Origin of the sequence: Streptomyces sp. NPDC005281 (assembly GCF_040607495.1) — a bacterium.
GTDB lineage: Bacteria > Actinomycetota > Actinomycetes > Streptomycetales > Streptomycetaceae > Streptomyces.
The window spans coordinates 187,105-210,678 of record NZ_JBEXGX010000008.1; the positions used below are offsets into that span (position 1 = coordinate 187,105).

Genomic DNA, 23,574 nt, shown 5'->3' on the forward strand with positions numbered 1-23,574 from the left:
GTGGCCGCCCGCACTCGTATCGCATCGCGGAGAACTCTCAGTGCCTCGCGTTCAGCGCCTGGAGCGCCTCGGAGACCCGGGTGTAGACGCCCGGGCTGTCGGCGCGCCCACAGCCGCTCCCCCAGGACACCAGGCCGATGAGGCGGCCCTGTGCGACCAGCGGCCCTCCGCTGTCCCCCTGGCAGGCGTCACGGCCGCCCGTCGGCTCTCCGGCGCAGACCATGGACGCGGCGTCATAGGTCCCGGACTCGTTGCCGGGATAGGCCCGCTCGCACGAGGAGTCGGGAAGCACGTGCACATCCGCGGCCCGCAGGCCGCTCGCGTAGTCGCCGCCGCCCGTCAGGTCGCCCCAGCCGTAGACCACGGCAGCGGTCCCCGGTGCGTACGCCGGATCCCCGGAGGGGGCCATCCGGATCACGGAGGCGGCCGGCAGCGGCTTGGCGAGCGTCAGCACCCCGAAGTCCCCGGCGTTCGTCTCGCTGTCGTAGTGCGGGTTGACCCAGATGTCGCTGACCTGGATCTCCTTGCCGTCGTCGGACATGAGATCCCCGCGCCCCGCGATGACCTTCAGATCATCGGTCTGACGCGACGGCGCTCCCAGAACATCTTCGCCGAGACAGTGGGCCGCGGTCAGGACCGTGGTCCGGCCGATGACCACCCCTCCGCAGAACTGTCCCGCGCGCGTACCCCCGAACCGGTCACGGCTGGACAGTGCGACCGTCCACGGACTGTCGGAGATCCGGACCGGACGGCTTCCGATGACAACGCTGTCGGAGGACGCCAGGGCGGGGGTCGTCAGCGATATAACCGCTGTGGCGGCCGCAAGGGCCAGGGTCGGGGCGTAGGGACGGCGCATGCGCGCTCCTCACACTGGGAGGGTCGTGGAACACCCAGAGTGATCCAGTGAGCGGTGGCACGCACTCCGCACATACGGCGAGGGCCCGACCCCCCAAAGGAGATCGGGCCCTCGCCGACGTGCGGCCGGGGCCTAGTCGAGGTAGTCGCGCAGGACCTGGGAACGCGACGGGTGACGCAGCTTCGACATGGTCTTGGACTCGATCTGGCGGATCCGCTCACGGGTCACGCCATACACCTTGCCGATCTCGTCGAGGGTCTTCGGCTGACCGTCGGTGAGACCGAAGCGCATCGAGACGACGCCCGCCTCGCGCTCGGACAGGGTGTCCAGGACGGAGTGCAGCTGCTCCTGGAGGAGCGTGAAGCTGACCGCGTCGGCCGGGACGACGGCCTCGGAGTCCTCGATGAGGTCACCGAACTCGCTGTCTCCGTCCTCGCCCAGCGGGGTGTGCAGGGAGATGGGCTCGCGGCCGTACTTCTGGACCTCGATGACCTTCTCGGGGGTCATGTCGAGTTCCTTGGCCAGCTCCTCCGGGGTGGGCTCACGGCCCAGGTCCTGGAGCATCTGGCGCTGGACGCGCGCGAGCTTGTTGATGACCTCGACCATGTGCACCGGGATACGGATGGTGCGGGCCTGGTCGGCCATCGCGCGGGTGATCGCCTGACGGATCCACCAGGTGGCGTACGTGGAGAACTTGTAGCCCTTGGTGTAGTCGAACTTCTCGACCGCGCGGATCAGACCGAGGTTGCCCTCCTGGATGAGGTCCAGGAAGAGCATGCCGCGGCCGGTGTAGCGCTTGGCCAGGGAGACCACCAGACGGAGGTTGGCCTCCAGGAGGTGGTTCTTGGCGCGGCGGCCGTCCTCGGCGATGATCTCGAGCTCACGCTTGAGCTTCGGAGCGAGCTTGTCGGCGTTGGCCAGCTTGTCCTCGGCGAACAGACCGGCCTCGATGCGCTTGGCGAGCTCGACCTCCTGCTCGGCGTTGAGCAGCGGGACCTTGCCGATCTGCTTGAGGTAGTCCTTGACCGGGTCGGCGGTGGCACCGGCCACGGCGACCTGCTGGGCGGGTGCGTCGTCCTCGTCGTCGTCGGAGAGGACGAAGCCCTTGTTCTCGGCTCCCTCCTCTTCCTCCTCGCCGGCCTTGCCCGGGGTCTCCTCGGCCGCCTCGTCATCGACGAGCTCGGCATCGTCCTTCTTGGCGCTCGTCTTCTTGGCCGCCGTCTTCTTGGCGACCGTCTTCTTGGCGACGGTCTTCTTCGCCGTCGTCTTCTTGGCTGCGGCGGACTTGCCTGCGGAGGCGTCCTCGGCCGAATCGTCGGCGAGGACAGCCGGGGCCGCGGTGGCGGTGGCCTTCTTGGCTGTCACCGTCTTGGCCGCCACGGTCTTGGTGGCGGTGCGCTTGGCCGGACTCTTCGCTGCGACGCTCTTTCGGGTGCGCTTCGGCTCCGCGGCACTGACCATCAGCGTCACACCCTCTTCCTCGAGGATCTGGTTGAGGCTGCGCAGTACGTTCTTCCACTGAGTGGCCGGAATCTGGTCAGCTTCGAAGGCCCGACGCACGTCATCGCCGGCGATCTGCCCCTCAGCCTTTCCCCGCTCGATGAGCGCCATGACAGAGACGGACTCGGCGATCTCCGGCGGGAGCGTACGGGATGTGCTGGCCGACACGAACAACCTCTCGGAACGTTGAAAAACGGCTTCCGGCCCCGTCCACTGCGGACAGGAACCGACGACCGCCGACTGGGGATGGCCGACGGCGCGGGCGGTGCCGGGAAGACTCACAGCGCCACAGATGGCGTCTGTATTCCTTCCTCGACTATCACCTCTTAGGTCATCGCGCTGCCCCGAAGAGCGTTACGCCCAATCTGCGTGGCCCGAGTCACACCGCGTACGCGCTCAAAAGATGGCAGACCCTATCAAGCCAGGTTAGTTCATGATCAGCCGCCCGGTCACACCGTCGGGACCTCGCCGAATCCACGAAGATCCGGCGAGGTCCCGACGGGTGACGGCTCGCGGGTCCGACGCCGCCACGGACGTGCACACGCCCCGCCCGGCGTCACCCTCGGTGCGCGATCAGTGCTCGCGCGGGGCGGGCACGACACGCTCCACCTCGGGGTGGACGGTGAGGAGCTGCCGCATGGCCGTCTCGGCCGCCGCGCCGTCGGCCGCCGCGAGCGCGTCGACGATCCGGGCGTGGTGACCCAGCGAGGCCTCGTTCGGCCGGTCACAGCCGGTGACCGGGCTGCCGGAGACCTGGAGCGCCGCCGACACGATCCCCGAGAGGTGCTCCAGCATCCTGTTGCCCGCGAGCTGGATGAGCAGCGAGTGGAACTCGGCATCGGCCCGCGAGAAGGTGAGGACGTCACCCTGCGACATGGCGTGGCCCATGATCTCGACCATGTCTGCGAGCCGCTGCTGGATCTCCTCGCGCCCGTGTCCGGCCGCGAGTCGCGCGGCGAGCGGCTCGATGGTCCAGCGGAGCTCGCTCAGCTCGCGCCGCTGGTCGTCCCGCTGCGGTCCGAAGGCCCGCCATTCGATGATGTCCGGGTCGAGCAGGTTCCAGTCGCTGACGGGGCGCACGCGCGTGCCGACGTTCGGGCGGGCACTGACCAGCCCCTTGGCCTCAAGGACGCGGAGCGACTCGCGGACGACGGTCCGGGAGACCTCGAACCGCTGGCCGATCTCCTCGGGCACGAGCGGACGGTCAGCGCCGAGGTCTCCGGAGACGATCATCTGGCCGAGCTGCTGGACGAGTTGGCCGTGCAGCCCGCGTCCTCGGCTCCCCGCGGAACGGCGGCCCACACGGCCGAGTTCCGGCTCGGTGCTCGCCCACACAGAGGGGCCCACGCGGTCGGCACCGGACGCGTCGGCATAGGGGTATCGGTCGAGTTCGCCCGGACCGGCGAGGCCGGAGTCTGAGGAACGGGCGGCGGTCATCATGGTCTGCGCAAGGGTACTCACGGGTCTTTTGTCGGCGCCGACTCCAACTCCCTTGAGGTCTTTGGTGAAAAGCACACGAAAGGGTGATCGCTCACACCGTCGCAATTGACGCCTTATCGGAAAGAAATGGGCGTTCTTCGGGAAGTTGTGCGCACACGGGGAACGGAAGGGTGCGGACGGTCGTCATCAGACCCGGCTCCGCAGAGTCGTGAGCAGATATGCGCAGAGCAGAGCGGCCAGCGACAACAGCAGTGCTCCGCCCACGGGTTGGGCAAGCATCCGCACAGCGGCCGCCATGTAACGCTCCCCGCCGAACGGCCACTGCATGAGGACCAGTTCCCGCAGCCGCTCCGGGAATCCGGCCGCCGACCGCACAGACGGCCCCTGCGAGACCCTTTGTACGAGCGGTACGACGACGACCGGCACCGCGAGCACCGCCGCGAGCCCTGCCGCGGTGGACCGGAAGATGCCGGCCGCCAGCACGCCCGCCCACGCGCAGCCCACGACCAGGCCGAACCAACTCGCGCTCAGTGGGAGCCAGTCCGACGGAACTCCGGTGAGCTCCCGTCCGTAGACGAGGTAGAGCATTTCGAGGTCGCATCCCACCGTGAGGAACGCCAGCATCAGCGCGGTGGCCGAGGCGACGAGGAGCTTGGCGGTCAGGAGACCCAGCCGGCGCGGGACGGTGCCACGGTCCGCGGCCAGGGCGGGGTGGCGGAACTCCTCACCGAAGGCGACTGCGCCCAGCAGACCGGCGCCGAGCGCGGCGGGTGGCAACGGGAGCTCGCGCGGCCAAGCGGCCAGCAGGCGCGGCTGAGGAGTGTGGCCGATTCGGGCCAGGAGGACGGACATGAGGACCGAGGAGAGGAGAACGGCGGCGGCGGTGAAATAGCCGGTACCGACACCGGCGGCCCTGCGCAGTTCGTAGCGCAGGGGGCGCAGCGGGCTCCGGGCCTGGCGTACGGCGATGGCCGGCGGGAGAACGGACGGGTCGTCCGCAGCGGGCGTCTCGTCGGGGCGGAGCTCGGCGTCAAGGCGGGGCTCGGCGTCGGGGCTCGGCTCGTCGGCGGCCCGCTCGCCGTCCTCCGCCGACGCCGTGGTCGGCGCGGGACCCATGTCCCCTGTCTCGTCGGCGAGTTGGTGTACGAGGATGCCGTGCCGGAAGGCCGTCTCGCCGATGTCGGCGCAGGTACTGCCGTACACGGAGAGCCGGTTGCCCTCCTCTCGCACCACTTCGACGGAGCGCCGTGACGTACGGGCCTCCTTGGTCAGGAGGGAGCCGAGCCGGGCGGCGTGCGGACTGCGGACGGCCACCCGTGGCCGGAGCCGGGTGCGGGCGAACTCCGCGACATCCTGGTCGGCGACCAGGCGGCCCCGCTCCAGCGTGACGACCCGGTCGGCGGTTCGCGCGGCCTCCTTGGGGTCGTCCGTGGTGAACAGCACCGTGCCGCCCTGTGTCGCGTGTGCGCGCAGAATCCCGTGCAGCCATCGGCCTTCTCTGACGGACAGGCCGTCCGCGGGACCGTCGAGCACGAGGGTGTGAGGGTCGGGCAGAAGCGCGCAGGCCAGTCCGAGCCGACGGTCCATGCCGCGGGACAGCGTGCCCAGGCTCTCGTCCCGGAGGCTGACGAGCCCGACCACTTCGAGGACTTCGTCCGCGCGACGCACGGGCACGCCGACGGCGGCGCACAGCATCCGCAGCTGACCGCGAACCGTCCGTGCCGGGTGGCCCGGCACCTCGCCCAGGAGTACGCCGACCTCGCGCGAGGGATGGGCGATCCGATGCAGCGGCCTGCCGCGGAAGTAGGTGATTCCGCGGCCCTGCCGGAGTTCGAGCATCAGCCTCAGGGCTGTCGTCTTGCCCGCGCCCGGGGCTCCGACGAGCGCTGTGACGTGGCCCGCGTACGCCTCGAAGGACACGTCGTCGACAGCGGGGGGACGCGCCTTGCGGGTGTTGCTGGTCAGTCCGATGGCCTGGATCACTCAAAGCAAGATAGCGCGACATTTCGGATTTTCCGGGCGCCATGCGGCTCGCCTCCGGCGGGCCTCACAGGTCGGGCGAGCACACCAAGACCCCGGGGCCCGAAACCGTCTTCGCCGCCTTCCTCAGACCTCGGGGCGCAGCATCGGCGGGTTGAGCAGTGTGGCACCGCCCGCGCGGAACAGCTGGGCCGGGCGGCCGCCCTGGCGTGTGGTCGTGCCCCCGGTGGGCACGAGGAAGCCCGGCGTGCCGGTCACCTTGCGGTGGAAGTTGCGCGGGTCGAGCACCACACCCCACACGGCCTCGTAGACGCGGCGCAGCTCGCCGACGGTGAACTCGGTCGGGCAGAAGGCGGTCGCCAGGGACGAGTACTCGATCTTGGACCGGGCGCGCTCCACGCCGTCCGAGAGGATCTGCGCGTGATCGAACGCGAGAGGTGCCGCCTGCTCGCCGTCACGCCCGTACCCGCCCTGCTGGAGGAGCTCCTCGACCGGCGCCCAGCGTGCGCTGTTCGCGTCGCCGCCCGCGCGCGGAGCGGGCAGGTCGGGGGCGAGGGCGAGATGCGCGACGCTCACCACGCGCATCCGGGGGTCACGCTTGGGATCGCCATAGGTCGCGAGCTGCTCGAGGTGGGCGCCGTTGTCCTGTGCGGGCACGGAGGGGTCGTGGGCGCACAGCCCCGTCTCCTCGGCCAGCTCGCGCGCCGCGGCCTGGGCGAGGTCCTCGTCGGTCCGTACGAAACCGCCGGGCAGTGCCCATCGCCCCTGGAACGGCTGCTCGCCCCGCCGTACCGCCAGCGCGCACAGGGCATGGCGGCGCACGGTCAGCACGACCAGGTCCACGGTCACGGCGAAGGGCGGAAACGCTGACGGGTCGTAGGGCATGCCGCGATCATAGTCGTCTGCCTGACGATAAACACCTCCTTCGCGAGCCCGGTCCCTGGTCGATCGACTTCTGTTCGTACGGGACCCCGCCGCCGGGGCAAGCGGCCGGAAACGCGTCCTTCGGCATCACACTCCCAACTGCAGCCCGTCGCCGGCTTCCTCGACCATCGCGAGCCCGAGTCTGCTGACGCGCACCGAGAAGGGGGCGCCCGCGATCCGCAGGCCCGTCAGCGCGATCTCTCCCAGGGGCGCTGCCCGCAACGGGCGCAGGGTCACGGTTCCCGCGGGCGCATCGGGACGGATCCCGGCCAGGGAGCAGAGCAGCAGCACCCCGGCGGCGGCCGAGGTGGCCGCGGGCCGGGAGGCGGCCGGATGGGGAAGGGGGGCGCTCCCCGGTGTGCGCTGCTCCCCCGCGTACATCTCGGGCAGTCTGCCGCCGAAGGACGCGGCCGCCGCCAGTACACCGCGCAGCAGGGAGTCTGCCTCCTCCTCGTGACCCGCGGCGGCGAGCCCTGTCACGGCGACGGCCGTCTCATGGACGCGCACGGCCCCGCTGCGATGACCGAACGGGTTGTACGCCGTCTCGTTCGCCCCGAGGCTGCGCAGTCCCCAGCCCGAGTCCATGGCCGGGCCGACGAGCAGCCTCGCGAGCTGTTCGGTCCGCGCCTTGCCCAGCAGGCCGGGGGCCATCTCCCCGGAGCCCGACAGACCGGTGTCGAGGAGATGGGCGGTGCCCCCACCGAGCTGGGGCACGGGACGGCCGTCCCGGGTACGGGCGGCGGCCGGTCGGCCCCCGGTCACGTCCGCGACCCAGAAATCGTCACCGAACGCCGCCCGCATCGCCCGGGCCCACTGCCGCAGCCCTGTGCCGCCGGTCCGACCGTGCGCGTCGAGCAGGTCGGCGCCCAGCAGTGCCGCCCGATGCGCGTGGGCCTGTGTCTCGCAGCGCAACGGTCCCCCGGGCTGCGGATCGGGCAGATACGTGCCGTCACCGACCGTGGTCCGCAGCCACTCCAGACACCGCTCGGCCGCGGGCAGCAGTTCCTCCACCTCCCGCCCTGCCAGTCCCCAGCGCCAGGCTTCCGCGAGAAGGACGGGGAAGAGCAGCGTCGCCTCGGTCCCCGTACAGCCCGGCGGCAGGTGCGGCCCGCTGTCCCGGAGCGGTCCCGGGATCAGTCCGGAGTGCGGGCCCGGACCGGCGAGTTGGGTGCGGGCGAGGGTCCGTAGCGTGCCCGCGGCCAGACGCGTGCCGAGCGGCAGGGTCATCCGGGCCGCGGCCAGCGCCTCGGCGGGCGCCAGCCCGCAGCGCCAGGGAGCCCCCGCGGCGAGGTGTGTGTCGAGCGGATGCCGGGGGTCGCGCAGCAACAGGGCCCGGAGGTCGTCGACGCAGGTTCTCAGGAGCGCCTCTGCCCCTGGCTCGTCGCTCACCACCCTGGCCTCGGCCAACGGGCTCGCCGCCCCGCGGCCCACCGGCCTGGCCGGTGTGTGGCCGTCCGGTCTGATGCGCAGTTCCACTGTGAGAGTGCCGCCCGGCGGCAGTTCGAGTTCCCAGCGCAGCAGTCCCGCCGAGGCCAGGGCGTCGGTCGGCGCCGGGTCTGCGGAGACGGTCACATGGCCCGCGGGGCAGGACCAGCGCAGTCCGGCGGAGTGGACACTGGCCGGCAACTCGGGTCCGGTCCGGCCCGAGGCGACGTCGCCCAGTTCCGCGAGGTCCGTCCCGAGGGCGACCTCGACAGGCAGGCGCAGGGGCCTAAGAGCCGAGCTGCGCAGGGTGATCCGTTCGATGCCCTCCGCATGGCGGGTTCTCTCGACGACCACGTCCGGGTCCGGGCCGGTGTCGGGGGAAGCGCGCAGCGTACCCACGAAGCGGGCCCGGTCGGCCGCGAGCATCCGGGCCTGCATCGCGAGTGGTTCCCGGCCCGCGACCCGGACCAGGCAGCGGGAGAGGATCCGCCGGCCCGCCATGTAGAAGCCCTCAAGGCCGCGGCCGGTCAGCTGCCCTTCCTCCGTCGAGATCACCAATCCGGGAAGAGCGGCACAGATCAGGGTGGTGTGGGCCGGCGGCAGATCCACCGGCCGACCCGGCACGGGAAGAGGCGTCCGGGGAACTGCGGGACCCCCTGCCGCACGCGGGGGCGCTCCTGCGTCGCGGCCCGGTCGTGGGGCCGACGGAGCGCCCCCGCGTCCGTCGGACTGTGCGGACTCTTGCCCGGACGGACGGGTGCCGTCGGGTGCCGAGGACGGATGGGGCATGGACATGGGGTGGCTTCCTCCGCGCTCGATACGCCTGGAGCGCGCTGAGCTCCTGGTGGGAGCTCTGCGGGGTCGCGGGCGTTGCTGCGGCGCAATCCGGCCACGGAATCCGCCACTCAGGTGAACGGGGCAGCCCTGTCCGGGGTCACGCATTTGTCGTGGGAAGCCGACCGAATGGCGGTGGCGGGGCCCGCCGGTCTGACGAGCGCCGGTCGAACGGCGGCCGAGGGCGCGTCGCGCGACATGCCCTCCGGCAAACGCGCCGGTTGATGGCGGAAGGAAGGGGCCCGGCATCAGGGAGTCGGGAAGCCCACTCTGCCTGGGCCAGGCATTGCGGCCGATCGTCGGCCCCGACCTGTCTCGCCTAGGCCAGGCGCTCCGGCCGGTCCTCGTCCCGAACCTGTCCTGCCTGGGCCAGACACTCCAAGCGGTCCTCGCTCCGAACCTGTCCCGCCCAGGGCAGACAGTCCGGCCAGTCGTCGCCCCGAGCCTGTCCTGCCCGGGCCGGGCCCTCCAGTCAAGCCTCGTCCCGAACCCGTCCCACCCAGGCCAGACACTCCACCCAGACCTCGCCCCGAACACGTCCCGGCATGCTGTCCCCCAGGCGCTCACCCTTCCTCCCCGGAACCGTGCCGCTCGCTGTCGCCGCGCCCGCGCAGTCGGCCGTCCGCCCTGTCCGCCGCCGCCCTGCGCCGCCGGTCGCCGGCCGGTGGGGCATCGCCCGACGGACGGCAACCCTGGCTGTTCGAGGTCCCGGGGCCGCGGCGGCCCGCTCGGGTGCCAGCCTTCGCGGCCGGCCGGGGCCTGCGTCGCCGGCGAGTGGTGGGTGTCGAGTACGGGGTGTCCGGCGCGTCGGATCCGGGCGTCGTCACGTCGACCGCCGGGAGGGGCGTGCCGAAGTCACTCGGCTGCTCTGCCTCGGCCGGGCCGGGGTCCGTGCGCTCCGCGCGCAGGCAGCGCCGGACGGATTCCGGATCCAGGCCCTCATTGCACGCCTGGTGGAGAAGGCGGGCGAACAGATAGTCGGGATCGGCGCCCAGTGCCATGGCGAGTGCCTCTCGTGCCTCCAGTTCGTCGCCCACCGACCAGGCGACCCATCCGGCGAGGGTGAGGGGTGCCGCGGCGTGCTCACGGTAGGGACCGACGCAACGACGGGACAAGGCCCGCCACAAGCGCAGCGCCGGGGCGGCCTCGTCGCCCTCCATCCACTGCGCGGCGCGGTCACGGGTCGTGCGGTCCTGAAGGCCGAGAATCAGTGTGGCGGCCTCGTCGTCCTCCAGGAGTCCGTCGTCGCGCAGGTCCGACGGACGCATGCCCGACACGGGAAAGGCCTCCGCGAACCGGTCCCAGATCCGCCGGGCCAGTGCGAGGGTCTCCTCGGCCACCTCGGCTCGGCTGTCGTCCCTCAAAATCCTCGGAACCAGCGCCATGCTGGCCGTGTCGAGCGCCACCTCCTGCCCCAGCGCGGCCGTGGACTCCCAGGGAAGAAACCTGGCTGTCAGGTCCTTCAGGGATCCGCGCACCTGAAGGCCCGCGTATGTCGCGGCGGCGGCGAGGACGGACGTGCCCGGCATTCCCATCGACGTGCCTTCCGCCGGACAGCACCCCTGTCCCGGGCAGGTGTAGGTCCAGAAACGGCCGTCGGAGATGCAGAGAGCCTCGATCACCGGAACGTCGAGGCGTCCGCAGGCCGTGCGGAGCAGCTGAGCGAGCGGGCGCAGACGTTCCATCACGTCCCGGCCCGATTCGCCGCTCCGGGGTTCCTGGCACAGATACGCCACCATGCTCTCGGGGCGGGCTCCCCGGCGCTCGCTCCCTTTCACCAGGCCCTGGGCGAGCTGGTCCGAGGCCGACGGCCAGTCCTCCGCCTGGGCCGGGATGCCGAGCCGCGCCCGGCCGCCGAACCTGCCCCGCTTCTCCTGATCGTGCAGGGCGACCAGGACGATGCTGTCGTCCGGGCGGTACCCGAGGAGATAGGGCAGCGCGTCGGCCAGCTCGGCCGGGGTACGGAGCGTCACCTGGTGCTCTCCGCCCGGGAGGCCCATTCCACCCGCATGACGCTCGTCGCGGGCTCGGCCCTTGCCGCCCCCATGACGCAGCCCGCCGAAGACGGCCGTACCGCCGGGGGCCTCGGGGCAGGCCTGTCGGACGGGCAAGTCCCGGTTCTCGTGTCCGGACGGGCCCTCGGGGCCGTCGGGGCCGTCGGGGCCGTCGGGGCCGTCGGGGCCGTCGGGGCCGTCGGGGCCGTCAGGGTCGCCCCACCCGTCGCGGGCGTGGCCGCCCGACCCGCGTCGGCCCCCTTGACCGCCCTGACCGCCTTCGCCGCCGGATCGGTCAGGCCCGAGGTTCCAGCCGCATCCGCCGACCGCGCTGATGTTCTTGTCGCCGGACGTGCCGGTCGCTTCGTCGTGATTCGTCATGCGGTGACCATCCCGCGGATTGCAAGATTCCGGTTGAGCCTGTGGATAACCATCACCATGGCCACGACAGAAATCGTCCACAGGTCGACGTCTCGTTCGCGCTTTGTCGGACCCATCCGGTTGCATGGAGCCATGACGACCGAAGACTCGCGACCCACAGTCCCCGACAACGGACCCGACACCGCCCGCGAAGACCTCCGGGCCGCTGCCGACACCGTCCTGGCCCGCCTGGTCGGCGCCCGGGCGGGTGAGGCGCGCCTGCGCGAGGACCAGTGGCGTGCCATCGAGGCGCTGGTGGCCGACAAGCGCAGAGCGCTGGTCGTGCAGCGCACCGGCTGGGGCAAGTCCGCGGTGTACTTCGTCGCGACCGCGCTGCTGCGCGAGCTGGGTGCCGGGCCCACGGTGATCGTCTCGCCGCTTCTCGCGCTGATGCGCAACCAGGTGGACGCGGCGGCCCGCGCCGGAATCCGGGCACGGACGATCAACTCCTCCAACACGGAGGAGTGGGACACCATCCAGGCCGAGGTGGCGGCCGGCGAGGTCGACGTCCTCCTGGTGAGTCCGGAGCGGCTGAACAATCCCGACTTCCGCGACCAGGTGCTGCCCAAGCTGGCCGCGGCCACCGGTCTGCTGGTGGTCGACGAGGCGCACTGCATCTCCGACTGGGGGCACGATTTCCGGCCGGACTACCGCCGCCTGCGCACCATGCTGGCCGACCTCCCGCCCGACACCCCGGTGCTGGCCACCACCGCAACGGCCAACGCGCGCGTGACGGCCGATGTCGCCGAGCAGCTGGGCACCGGTGTGAGCACCGACGCGCTTGTTCTGCGCGGCCCCCTGGACCGGGAGAGCCTGAGCCTCGGCGTGCTGCCGCTGCCGGACGCCGCCCACCGGATGGCCTGGCTCGCAGAGCATCTGAACGATCTGCCGGGCTCCGGGATCATCTACACGCTGACCGTGGCCGCGGCCGAGGAGGTCACCGCGTTCCTGCGCCAGAGCGGGTACACCGTGGCGTCGTACACCGGGAAGACCGAGAACGCCGACCGCCAGCAGGCCGAGGAGGACCTGCTCGCCAATCGCGTCAAGGCCCTGGTCGCCACGTCCGCGCTGGGCATGGGCTTCGACAAGCCGGACCTGGGCTTCGTGGTGCACCTGGGCTCCCCCTCCTCCCCGATCGCCTACTACCAGCAGGTGGGACGCGCGGGCCGCGGTGTGGAGCACGCCGAGGTGCTGCTTCTGCCGGGCAGGGAGGACCAGGCGATCTGGGAGTACTTCGCCTCGATCGCCTTTCCCCCTGAGGAGCAGGTGCGACGCACTCTGGACGTGCTGGCCCGGGCCGAACGCCCGCTCTCGCTGCCCGCGCTGGAACCGCTGGTGGAGCTGCGCAGGTCCCGCCTGGAGACCATGCTCAAGGTGCTCGACGTCGACGGAGCCGTGCACCGGGTCAAGGGGGGCTGGATCTCCACGGGCATGCCCTGGACGTACGAGACCGAGCGTTATGCCTGGGTCGCCAAACAGCGAGCGACGGAGCAGCAGGCGATGCGGGACTACGTGTCGACGAGCGGCTGCCGCATGGAGTTCCTGCGGCGACAGCTGGACGACGAGGGCGCCGCGCCGTGCGGACGCTGCGACAACTGCGCAGGCGGCCGATTCCGGCCATCCGTGTCCGCGGCCGCGCTGGACGCCGCGAACGGCGAGCTGGACCGGGCAGGCGTCGAGGTCGAGCCGCGCAAGATGTGGCCGACCGGGCTGGCCTCGGTCGGCGTCGAGCTGAAGGGCCGCATCCCGGCCGGCGAGCAGGCTTCACCGGGGCGCGCCCTGGGACGCCTCTCGGACATCGGCTGGGGCAACCGGCTGCGGCCGCTGCTCGCCCCGCAGGCCCCTGACGGGCCTGTTCCGGACGATGTCGCCAAGGCCGTGGTCGGCGTCCTGGCCGACTGGGCGAAGGGCCCCGGCGGCTGGGCATCGGGGCGGCCCGATGCCCAGCCGCGCCCGGTGGGCGTGGTGACCATCGCCTCGCGTTCACGGCCACAGCTCATCCATTCGCTCGGCGAGCGGATCGCGGAGATCGGCAGGCTGCCGCTGCTGGGATCCGTCGAGTACGTCGGAGAGGCCGCCCAGATCTCCCGGAGCAACAGCGCGCAGCGACTGAAGGCGCTGGACGGAGCCCTGATCGTGCCACCGTCGCTGGCCGACGTCCTGAAGGAAACGGAAGGTCCGGTACTGCTGGTGGACGATGCCACGGACACGGGCTGGACGCTGGCGGTGGCATCGAGGATGCTGCGCAGAGCGGGCGCTCAGGCGGTGTTGCCGCTGGTCCTCGCCGTACAGGCGTGACTCGTGTGTCGCGATTCGAAACACCGGGCAGGTATATAGGACGCTAATCGCCCGAAAACGGCCTGTGGCCCCAATTGCTCGTTGCCGCAACCCAGTTCGACAGGAAGAATTGAGGTCCGCTCCCCGCACGGTTTGCCCGTGGTCCGGTAGGGCTCTGCTGCGGCGTGCCATTCCCCCAAGTCCGACCCCGCCCGCTGTCCGGGCACGTAGCCGAAGGGAGGACCGTGACCTTCGGATTTGCTCCGTCCTCGGCGGCAACCTTGTCGACGTCTCCCGACCTGTCCGCCGCTTCCGCCAATCCACTGACCCGCATGCTGGAACCCGCCGAATGGGCCTCGGCCGGAATTCCGCTTCTGCGCGATCCCCGTGAGGTCGTGAGCGGCCTTCACGCCCGGCACCGGCCCAGACCCTCGACCGCGGTCGTCGCGGTGCTCGACCAGGACGAGCGGCTGATGGCGAGCGCCTCCTTCAGCCGGCGTTCGGCGCCCGCCGACGGCTGGATGTTCCGCAACGCGCTGCTCGCACAGCTGCGCCGGGTCATCCCGCACGACCTGCGGCGTCGTACTCCCGCGCGCACGGCCGTGCTGCTCTACTGCCGGGACGGCGACGCACGCTGGACGGAGGAGGACGGAGCCTGGATGTGGGGGCTGCGGGACGCCTGCACGCTCCACGGGCTGCGGTGCGGCGCGTACATCACGCTGACACGTGACGGCTGGCAGGTTCTCGGCGAGGGCCGCGGTGGACGCCGGCCCAATTCCGAGTCGGCGCCGGAGTTCTACGTGGGCGAGGTACTACCTCCTCTGCCCCGTACCGGAGGTGTCGCGTCCGAGGTGATGCGCCGGGCGGCCGCCCGCTGAGAGACGGCGAGCCGTCAGCGGTGGCCCGCCCCGGGGGAAGGCGGGCCACACACGCCACACACGCCACACACGCTACGCAGGCACGCAGGCACGCAGGCACGCAGGCACGCAGGCACGCAGGCACGCAGGCACGCAGGCACGCAGGCACGCAGGCACGCAGGCACGCAGGCACGCAGCGGGACCGTACCGCTCAGGCACGAGTGCGCCACGACCGCGCGGCCCGAAATCCGGGGCACACCCATGCTGCGCGACGAAGAGGGTGTACACCGGGTAACGGGTGCACTTCAGGTGACCGCGCGCATGCCGGGCGCGGCGCCTGTGCACGCACAGGCGGCGAACCGGGAAGCACACGTGGAGGGCGGCCAGTCGCCCCCTGTGGCACCCGCCCGGGAACCGGAGGGCCCGCGAGTGAAGGGGCGGACGTGCGACAGAGCACCTCGCACGGCACGAACGAGTGGCGGTCCTGGCGCCCGCAGGTGTGAACGCGTGCGGGTACGCCGAAGCGACCGCCGTACAGGTGCCGCCGTGGCGGCACCCTCAGCTTCCCGCCGGGCGCGTTCCGGACCGGGTCCGGAACGCGCTCAGACGCCTGTGGCCAGGACCGAGTTGATCGTCTGCGGGTCGCCGCAGACGATCAGCAGGGCACCGGCCCGGCCGAGGGCCAGGGCGGTCACGGCGGTCTCGCCGGAACCACCATTGACCGCGACCACGACCACGGGACGGGATGCGGCCCGGCGCGCGGCAGCGGCGTCGGCGTAGAAGACGTCGTCGCCGGCGTCGTGCTGCGCCCAGTAGGCGGCCTCGCCGAAGGAGAGTTCGTGCGTGGCCCACGGGTGCGGGTCGCCGGTGGTGATCACCAGCACCTCACCCGGAGCGCGGCCCGACTCCAGCAGCAGGTCGACGGTTTCTTCCGCGGCGTCCAGCGCACCGTCGGCCGAGGCCGGGACAAGCTGGATCTGCGGGGTGACGGCCGCGGGTGCGACCGGCTTGGCGGACGGCCCGGGAGCGGCCAAGACCGGCTCGCGCGGGGTGCGTTGGGCCGGCATCGGCCGGACAGGACCCGGGCGGCCGGGACGCGGCGGGGCCGCGGGACGGGGACCGGGTACAGGGCGAGGGGTCGGCGCGGTGCGGCCACTGGCCGGAGTGACGCGGGGACCCTGGGCACTCTCGTGAATCTGAGGCTCCTCGGGAATGAGAGGCATGAGCTGATATCTATCAAACGCCGGTACGAATCGCCCCGGCGGGTGGCACATGAGTGCGAACGGAATCGTCAGAAATCGAAGCCGAGCTGGCCCTCGATCTCCGGAACGCTTCCGTCCGCCAAGCTGCGGACCTTCTTGAGATGCCGCCACTGGGGCAGCGCATCAAGATACGCCCACGACAACCGGTGGTACGGGGTGGGTCCCCGCTCCTCCAGCGCGGCTTTGTGGACCGGCGACGGATACCCGGCGTTGGCCGCAAAGCCGAAGTCTGCATGGTCGATGCCCAGTTCGGCCATCATTTTGTCTCGCCGCACTTTGGCGATCACCGAGGCCGCCGCGACGGCGACGCAGGACTGGTCGCCCTTGATCACCGTGCGGACCTTCCAGGGAGCGCCGAGGTAGTCGTGCTTACCGTCGAGAATGACCGCGTCGGGGCGGACCGGCAAGGCTTCCAGCGCGCGTTGGGCCGCGAGGCGCAGCGCGGCCGTCATGCCCAGCCGGTCGATCTCCTCGGGTGAGGCGTGCCCGAGGGCGTACGCCGTCACCCATTTCTCCAACTCCACGGCGAGCACGGTCCGTCGCTTGACGGTCAGGAGCTTGGAATCGGTGAGCCCTTCGGGCGGGCGGCGCAGTCCGGTGACGGCGGCACAGACGGTGACGGGGCCGGCCCAGGCACCTCGCCCCACCTCGTCGACACCGGCGATGACCTTCGCTCCAGTCGTGGCGCGGAGGGAGCGCTCGACGGTATGAGTGGGGGGTTCGTACGGCATGGCGACCTCAGACTACGCCGCCCGGAGTCCGTCGCGACACCCAGGCCCCCGGACTGCCGGAAAGCCCTCTCCGGTGCCACCGACACCGGGCCCCTCACGCCGGGCACCGGGCTCCTCACGCCGGGCCACGGGACCCCGCACACCAGGCGGTCGGCCCCCGCACACCGGGCGACCGCACCCCGCGCACCGGCCGACCGGGCCACCACACCGAGCGACTGGGCGGCGCACATCAGGAGGACCCGGCCCGGCACACCGAGCGAACGGCCCCCGCACGCACCGAGCGCCCAGGCCACGTACACGCCGAGGCCCGGGCCGCGCCAACCGGGCGTCAGCCTCCCGTACACCGGTCCCGCCGGCTCCCGCCGGCCCGGAAGCCCCGCCCACGACCGGACCGCCCGACCCGCGACCGCCCGGCCACCCGCCCGGGACTGTCAGCCGGTGCGTACACACAGCAGCGGGACCATCATCTGGTCGATCATCTCCTGGAGATCAAGATCGCTCCATTCGCTCGCGCACACTTTGGCGCGGTACATCATCATCGCCGGGACCGCGTCGAAGACGTATGAGTTCGCGGCGTCGGGGCGCACCTCACCCCTGTCGATACCTCGCTGAACGACCTCGCGCAGCAGATGCAGCGTGGGCTCGACGACCCCGCCGAGGATGACCTGATTGAAGCGTTCGGCCTGCCTCACATCGCATTCGTGAAGAACGGAGCGAAGCGCGATTCCCGGCCGCGAGAACATAGCCTCGCGCACCCGCCGGCACACCTCCAGCAGGTCCTCCCGGACGCTGCCGAGGTCGGGGGCCCGGGTCAGTTCCGGCAGTCCGGCCTGGAGCGCGTCCGCGACCAGGTCCACCTTCGAGGGCCAGCGGCGATAGACCGCGGCCTTGCCGGTCTGGGCTCCGGCGGCCACCCCTTCCATGGTGAGGCCGTTCCAGCCGACCGCGCCGAGCTGTTCCAGCGCGGCTTCCAGGATCGCGCGCTCGAGCACGGCACCGCGCCGGCGCGAGGGGGGCGCCTGAGCGGGGGCGGCCGTCCAACGCGAAGTATCCATCAGAGTGTCTCCGTCGTACAGGGGAGCGGAATGCGGGGATTTCAGGCTTTCATGCGGGGACTTGGGGCTTTCGTGTGGGGAGTTCGAGTTCTCGCGCGGAGAGTTCGGCCTCTCACGCGGAAGTTCGAACTTTGACGCCGGGCGGATGATCGGACTGCCGTCACCGGACAGCGACTTCAGTGAACGCTTGCGTTCACTGACGGGGACTCACTACCGTTGACGCGAAAGTGAACGCGAGCGTTCACTAACGCACTTGTGGGGGAAGCATAGTGACAACCTCTCAACTGGTTCAGGACAGCAAGCCAGGTGCGGCCCGCCGGGAGGGACATCCCGGCATCGCGCTCACCGTCATCGCGGCCTGCCAACTCATGGTGGTACTCGACGCGACGATTGTGAACATCGCGCTCCCGCACATTCAAGACGCCCTCGACATCACTACGACCGACCTGACATGGGTGGTCAGTTCGTACACCCTCACCTTCGGTGGCCTGCTGCTTCTCGGCGCGCGGGCCGGTGACATCCTCGGCCGGCGCCGGGTCTTCATGACCGGCATCCTGCTGTTCACCTTCGCCTCGCTGCTAGGCGGACTCGCCCAGGAACCCTGGCAGTTGCTGGCCGCGCGGGCCCTACAGGGCATGGGCGGCGCGATCGCCTCGCCGACATCGCTGGCCCTGATCACGACGACCTTCCCCGAGGGCCCGGAGCGGAACCGGGCGTTCGCCGTCTTCGCGACGGTCTCGGCCGGCGGCGGCGCCATCGGTCTGCTCGCCGGAGGCATGCTCACGGAGTGGCTCGACTGGCGGTGGGTCCTCTTCGTCAACGTACCCATCGGCATCCTGATCGCCGTCCTGGCGCCGATGTACATCAACGAGTCCCCGCGCCACCCGGGACGTTTCGACATCGCGGGCGCGCTCACCTCCACGGCCGGCATGGCGTCCCTGGTCTACGGCTTCATCCGCGCGGCGGAGAACGGCTGGCGGGACAGCCTCACGATCGGGTCGTTCGGCGCCGCCGCGGCCCTGTTGCTGGCGTTCGGGATCATCGAGACGCGGGCGCGCGAACCCATCACCCCGCTCAGGATGTTCGCCGACCGCAACCGTTCGGGCACGTATGTGATCATGCTGAGCCTCGCCGCCGCGATGTTCGGCATGTTCTTCTACATCGTGCTCTTCGTGCAGAACGTCCTGGGATACACACCGATCTCGGCCGGTGTGGCCTTCCTCCCGGTGACGGTCGCGATCGCGGTCGGCGCTGGTCTTTCGCAGCGCTTCCTGCCGGTGCTCGGCCCCAAGCCGTTCATGGTCACGGGCTCGTCGCTCGTCGCCCTCGGGCTCGGCTGGCTGACCTTCATCAGCCCCGGCGACTCGTACGCGGGCGGAATCCTCGGCCCGATGCTGCTGTTCGGCTTCGGTATGGGCCTGAACTTCGTGACGCTGACGGTGACCGCCGTCTCCGGTGTCGCCCAGCACGAGGCGGGCGCGGCCTCCGGGCTGCTCAACGTCACGCAGCAGGTGGGTGGTTCGCTCGGTCTCTCCATTCTCACCACGGTCTTCGGATCGGCCGGCCGTGACGAGGCGCGGAAGCAGGTGCCGAAGTTTCTGGCGAACGGGTCGGCCGAGCAGAAGGCGGCGTTCGCCAAGACACACCAGCTGCCCACCCCTTGGGGACATGACGTGCTGGCCCACGGCATCTCGACCGCCTTCGTGCCCGCGGTGGGCATGGCCCTGCTCGCCCTGACCACCGCGGCGCTGGTGATCAGGGTCCGCAAGAGCGACCTGGACGCTCTCGCCGGCACGGCGGAACCAGCCGCCGGCTGAGAACGGAGACAGGTACGGCAGGACAGGCCGCCGACTGCCTGCCACCGGGCGGCGCCGGCCGCCTCTGAGGACGGAGACCAGTACGGCGGGGCAGGCAGCCGGCGGCCTGCCCCGGGCAGGACCGGCGCCGGCTGCCTGCCGCCGGCTGGGGACGGACCCACGGAGGGCCGGGGCGCGGTCCGGGTCGAGGCGACCCGTGGCAACCGCGGTCCGGCCGCCCGGCTCTCCGGCTGCCCAGCTCTCCGCTGCCCGGCCGTCCGGCTCTCCGGCGGCCCGACTGCCCGACTCTCCGGCCGTCCGTGACACGAAACCGGTGGCCTGGAACCGTCACCTGGAACAGCCGACGTCGGAACAAGGCGTTCAGCGGTACTCGGGCACCTCCGTCAACGACTGGCACAGGCTCTCGTTGACGGACGCGGCCGGCGGGTTGTCCCGGAGGACGTCCCGGGCCCGGGCCTCGCCCCAGCTGGTCGCGTACCAGGGTGCGTCGTCGTGGTTCAGGCCGTAGGCGATCGATCTCAGCACGCAGGAACGCATCGGTTCCTTGAGCTTGTCGAGGGCGGGTACGGCGTCGGCCGACAGGTCGCGGGCGTACAGGATGTCGAACTTGCCCGTGTCCTCGTACCGCTGGACGTTCTGCTGGGCGATCAGACTGTCGGGCGACAGCAGCCCGAACGCGAGGACGCCCGCCGCCGCACTGGCCGCGACGGCGCGGGGCAGCCAGCGGGCGCCCCACACGCCGGCCGCCATGATCAGCACGATGACCAGACCGAGCCACAACTCCCCCGCCAGCACCGAGATCCTCAGCCGTGTCAGCCCATAAGCCTCCACATACATGTCCATACGTCGCACAGCGGATGCCACGACAACGAGCGCCAGCGCGCAGAGAGTTCCCAGCACACCCCGCACCAGTTTCCGGTCGCCCGCGCCGTCCCGCGGCGCCCAGCGCAGCGCGAACACCACGACCAGCAGAGTCAGCAGCGTGACGAACAGCAGCTGCCAGAAGCCCTGGCGCGCGTACTCGGCGTACGTCTGACCGGTGTTCTTCAGAACCGCGTCGTAACCGCCGAAGAGGACGACGAGCTGAACGGCGTTGAAGGCCGCGAAGAGCACGGTGAGCACGATCAGCGGGAGCGCCCACTCGACACGGTTGAGCGGACGTCCGGGGCGCACCACGACGCGGTCCAGTCGTACGGGCGCGGCCGCCGTGTGGGCCACGGTCAGCGCCGCGACCATGCCCGACCCCAGAAGGAGCACACGCCAGGGGCCACCGGCGACGGAGGTGTCCGGTACCAGGTCGCCGAGCAGATCGGCGAAGGCCGCGTCGGCTCCTGCGAACAGCGCCCCGAAGACCAGCAGCAGGAGCGCGCTCACCAGGAACGCGCGCAGCCCGACGCCCACACCGCGACGGGCACCGCCGAATCGTTCCCGCAGCCCGCGCCAGCCCCAGGCGACACCGGTGACCACGGAGTTGCCTACACCGATGGGGCCGAGCAGAACCGCGGTCCAGCTGCGGCCGCCGTTCAGCGCGAGTGAGCCGAGCCCGATCGCCGCCACCACAGCGAGGAACGACGGCCAGTCAGCGTCCCGCAGAGCGGGCACGGCCAGCAGACCGATGCCGCCGATGCCCCAGACCAGGCTCCACGCGCGCGGGCGGCGTCCCGCGTCCCGGCCCGCGAAGTACGCCGCGAGCGACGCAGGGATCGCGACGAGCAGGAGGTTCACCGCCAGGCCGCCGTCCAGGAGCAGCATGCTCAGTACTCCGGTCGCGAGCACGGCCCACAGCGTGGGCGTACGCACCGGGGCGGGCCAGGTGGCCCACAGCTCCGCCGACCACAGGTCCGGGGCGGACGCCGGGGATGCCTTGCCGGTCCTTGCCTGAGGCCTGCCGGTCCTTGCGTGAGGCGGTCGGGCGGCCTGCGCACGGGCACCGGGGACGGTCGTGTCCGGCCCCTTCTCCGTGGACGCCGGTACGGCCGCATTCGTGGCGTCCGCCGGCTCCGGTGCCTCCGGAAGCCGGGACTCGACTCCCGGAACCCCCTCGCTCGCCTCGAGGCTCTTCCGCTGCGCCGATGGCCTCTCTGCGGGCTCGGGGGCGGACGGTATGTCGGACAAGGGATCCCCTCCCAGCCGGTCACCGGGCAGCCCGGGCCGCGCCACTGGGGCGGAGGGGCTGTCGTCCGGTGTCTCGTCGGCACACGCCCGCCATGATCAACGGGCGGCGTGGCGCACAGGGTATCCACGGGCAACGCCGCTGACGATGGCGCTACGGGGCTGTAGCAAGCCTGTGACACGGCCCCGGGCCCCTCCGTCGCGCCCTTTGAGGGCTGTCCCGTAATGCCCGGCGGGCGCACGACGACAGCTACGGCTCCCCCAGGCTCTTCGAGCACGGGGTACCCCCACGCCGCGTTGTCGGATCGCCCGAATACGCCCAGTACGAGGACGATCCTCCGCCTTGCGATGCACCGCATCCGACACCGCGCGCTGATCCACCGGGGATTACGGGACAGCCCTCAGGCGTCGCCGGCCCTGCTCCCGGACGTGAGCCCCGGCAGCCATTCCGGCAGCGTCTCCGTGGCTTCCAGCCATGCTCCCGGGGGCGCTCCCGCCTTCCCGGAGGCGACCACGCCGCCGACGATGGAGCAGGTCGTGTCCACGTCGCCGCCGACCTGGGCGGTGGCCCAGAAGCCCTCTTCGTAGTCGCCCAGCGCGCGGGCGGCGGACCAGAGGGCGAAGGGCACGGTGTCGTGGGCAGACGTACGCCGTCCGCAGCCCAGTACGGCGGCCACGGTCGTGGCGTCCCCGTAGTCGAGCATGTCCCGGGCGCGCCTCAGCCCGGCCCCCACGGCGCTGCGCGGTACGAGCGCGATGACGCCGTCGAGCAGGGCCTCGGCGCTCGGCGGGCCCGCCGGGTCGGCGGCCAGGGCGGCGGCCGCGGCGACGGCCATGGCGCCGACCACGGCCTCACGGTGCTGGTGCGTCGGATAGGCGGAGATCTCCGCCTGGTGCGTGGCCTGCTCCGGGTCGTCCGCGTACCAGGCACCCAGGGGGGCGATCCGCATCGCGGCTCCGTTGCCCCAGGAGCCCTGTCCCTTGAAGAGGGCCGACGCGAGCTCGCGCCAGTCACCGCCCTCCCGGACCAGGCGCAGCAGCCGGTTGACCGCGGGTCCGTAGCCCCGGTCGAAGTCGTGGTGGTGGGCGAAGGAGTGGGCCAGTGCGTCCTGGTCGATGCGCTGGTGCGTGGCCAGGACCGCGACGACGGAGCAGGCCATCTCGGTGTCGTCGGTCCACTGCCAGGCGCGGGGCGGCAGCTCTCGGCGCTTGAGCAGCGGGTAGTTCGCGGGCACGAAGAACTGCGAGCCCAGCGCGTCTCCCACCGCGAGTCCGCGCAGGCTGGCGAGGGCGCGCTCGAAGCGCCCGTCGGGTGAGAAGTCAGCGATCATCGCCCTGCCACTCTATCCGGTGGCTCCGTACGATTCCGGTTCGCGCCACTGCTCGAAGGGACGGTCGAGGGTGTACCGGCCGTCCTCCCCCAGAACGAGCATCCTCACCTCCGCGTTCCCCGGGTTGGAGAGCGACTCGAACTCGGCGACCGTCCAGTGGAACCAGCGCATGCAGAACAGCCGCATGGCCAGGCCATGGGTCACCAGGAGCACGTTCGGCGGGTGGTCGGGGGCCTCGAAGCTCCGGTACAGGCTCTCCAGGAAGCCGCCGACCCGGTCGTACACGTCGGCGCCGGACTCGCCCTGCGCGAACCGGTAGAAGAAGTGCCCGTACGCGTCGCGATAGGCCTTCTGGAGACGTACGTCGTCACGGTCCTGCCAGTTGCCCCAGTCCTGCTCGCGCAGTCGCGGTTCCTCGCGCACCCGGACGAGACCGGGGTCGAGGTGGAAGGCGCGGAATGTCTCGTGGGTACGGCGATAGGGAGAGACGTAAACGCTTACGCGCTCGCTGCCGAAGAGCTCGCGCAGCCGTTTGCCGGTGTCCTCCGCCTGCTGCCACCCCGTTTCCGTGAGCGCCAGAGCGTGGTCGGGCTCGCGTTCATACACGGTGTCATCGGCATTGCCCACCGACTCGCCGTGCCGGACAAGGACGATGCGCCGTGGTCGTGCCATGCCAAGACCCTAGATCGTGTCGGGCCTGTTCGAGTGGTCGTACGGGTCTCATAAGGCGCAGGTCACACCATCCCCCGCACATCAGTT

The 23,574-nt window shown here is 71.3% G+C and carries 16 protein-coding genes; 3 read left to right on the forward strand and 13 right to left on the reverse strand.

All coding sequences use genetic code 11. The annotated features are described in order from the left end of the window. Positions 1–37: 37 nt before the first annotated feature. The 7 genes from ABZV42_RS14210 to ABZV42_RS14240 form a co-directional block, all read right to left on the reverse strand. Positions 38–856 carry a serine protease gene (locus ABZV42_RS14210; protein WP_356052063.1) on the reverse strand — a complete coding sequence of 273 codons (819 nt, stop codon included), beginning with the start codon at positions 854–856 and terminating at the stop codon, positions 38–40. A gap of 132 nt (positions 857–988) precedes the next feature. Continuing rightward, complete coding sequence (locus ABZV42_RS14215; protein WP_355980952.1) at positions 989–2,524, reverse strand: RNA polymerase sigma factor; 1,536 nt, start codon at positions 2,522–2,524, stop codon at positions 989–991. Between the two features lie 405 nt (positions 2,525–2,929). Next, complete coding sequence (locus ABZV42_RS14220) at positions 2,930–3,817, reverse strand: FCD domain-containing protein (RefSeq protein ID WP_355980949.1); 888 nt, start codon at positions 3,815–3,817, stop codon at positions 2,930–2,932. A gap of 165 nt (positions 3,818–3,982) precedes the next feature. Continuing rightward, entirely contained in the window at positions 3,983–5,779 is a 1,797-nt protein-coding gene (locus ABZV42_RS14225; protein ID WP_356052065.1) for an ABC transporter ATP-binding protein, read from the reverse strand. Positions 5,780–5,902: 123 nt separating this feature from the next. Further along, positions 5,903–6,661 carry an NUDIX hydrolase gene (locus ABZV42_RS14230; protein ID WP_261707644.1) on the reverse strand — a complete coding sequence of 253 codons (759 nt, stop codon included), beginning with the start codon at positions 6,659–6,661 and terminating at the stop codon, positions 5,903–5,905. A 126-nt stretch (positions 6,662–6,787) separates the two neighbouring features. Beyond that, positions 6,788–8,728 carry a glycogen debranching N-terminal domain-containing protein gene (locus ABZV42_RS14235; protein ID WP_355981292.1) on the reverse strand — a complete coding sequence of 647 codons (1,941 nt, stop codon included), beginning with the start codon at positions 8,726–8,728 and terminating at the stop codon, positions 6,788–6,790. A gap of 794 nt (positions 8,729–9,522) precedes the next feature. After that, positions 9,523–10,959, reverse strand: a complete 1,437-nt coding sequence (locus tag ABZV42_RS14240) for a DUF4192 domain-containing protein (RefSeq protein ID WP_355981289.1) — start codon at positions 10,957–10,959, stop codon at positions 9,523–9,525. 507 nt (positions 10,960–11,466) lie between these two features. Between ABZV42_RS14240 and ABZV42_RS14245 the strand changes: the two genes are divergently transcribed. Both ABZV42_RS14245 and ABZV42_RS14250 read left to right on the forward strand, forming a co-directional pair. After that, positions 11,467–13,671 carry a RecQ family ATP-dependent DNA helicase gene (locus ABZV42_RS14245; RefSeq protein WP_355980945.1) on the forward strand — a complete coding sequence of 735 codons (2,205 nt, stop codon included), beginning with the start codon at positions 11,467–11,469 and terminating at the stop codon, positions 13,669–13,671. A gap of 224 nt (positions 13,672–13,895) precedes the next feature. After that, positions 13,896–14,528, forward strand: a complete 633-nt coding sequence (locus ABZV42_RS14250) for a hypothetical protein (RefSeq protein WP_355980943.1) — start codon at positions 13,896–13,898, stop codon at positions 14,526–14,528. A gap of 581 nt (positions 14,529–15,109) precedes the next feature. On the opposite strand, the gene ABZV42_RS14255 is transcribed toward ABZV42_RS14250, so the two are convergent. The 3 genes from ABZV42_RS14255 to ABZV42_RS14265 all read right to left on the reverse strand — a co-directional run bounded on the left by ABZV42_RS14255 (position 15,110) and on the right by ABZV42_RS14265 (position 17,555). Next, complete coding sequence (locus tag ABZV42_RS14255) at positions 15,110–15,730, reverse strand: hypothetical protein (protein WP_356052067.1); 621 nt, start codon at positions 15,728–15,730, stop codon at positions 15,110–15,112. A 68-nt stretch (positions 15,731–15,798) separates the two neighbouring features. Beyond that, complete coding sequence (locus ABZV42_RS14260) at positions 15,799–16,500, reverse strand: ribonuclease HII (protein WP_355980938.1); 702 nt, start codon at positions 16,498–16,500, stop codon at positions 15,799–15,801. A gap of 431 nt (positions 16,501–16,931) precedes the next feature. Then, complete coding sequence (locus tag ABZV42_RS14265; RefSeq protein WP_356052069.1) at positions 16,932–17,555, reverse strand: TetR/AcrR family transcriptional regulator; 624 nt, start codon at positions 17,553–17,555, stop codon at positions 16,932–16,934. 269 nt (positions 17,556–17,824) lie between these two features. Between ABZV42_RS14265 and ABZV42_RS14270 the strand changes: the two genes are divergently transcribed. Beyond that, on the forward strand, positions 17,825–19,372 hold the full coding sequence (locus tag ABZV42_RS14270) for an MFS transporter (protein WP_356052072.1): 1,548 nt from the start codon (positions 17,825–17,827) through the stop codon (positions 19,370–19,372). A 360-nt stretch (positions 19,373–19,732) separates the two neighbouring features. Here the strand turns inward: ABZV42_RS14270 and ABZV42_RS14275 are convergent, their stop codons facing one another. The 3 genes from ABZV42_RS14275 to ABZV42_RS14285 all read right to left on the reverse strand — a co-directional run bounded on the left by ABZV42_RS14275 (position 19,733) and on the right by ABZV42_RS14285 (position 23,487). Continuing rightward, on the reverse strand, positions 19,733–21,196 hold the full coding sequence (locus tag ABZV42_RS14275) for a DUF4173 domain-containing protein (RefSeq protein ID WP_356052097.1): 1,464 nt from the start codon (positions 21,194–21,196) through the stop codon (positions 19,733–19,735). Between the two features lie 689 nt (positions 21,197–21,885). Further along, a complete protein-coding gene (locus tag ABZV42_RS14280; protein WP_356052074.1) occupies positions 21,886–22,815 on the reverse strand; it encodes an ADP-ribosylglycohydrolase family protein in 930 nt (309 codons plus the stop codon). A 12-nt stretch (positions 22,816–22,827) separates the two neighbouring features. Next, a complete protein-coding gene (locus ABZV42_RS14285) occupies positions 22,828–23,487 on the reverse strand; it encodes a histidine phosphatase family protein (RefSeq protein ID WP_355980929.1) in 660 nt (219 codons plus the stop codon). Positions 23,488–23,574: the final 87 nt, after the last annotated feature.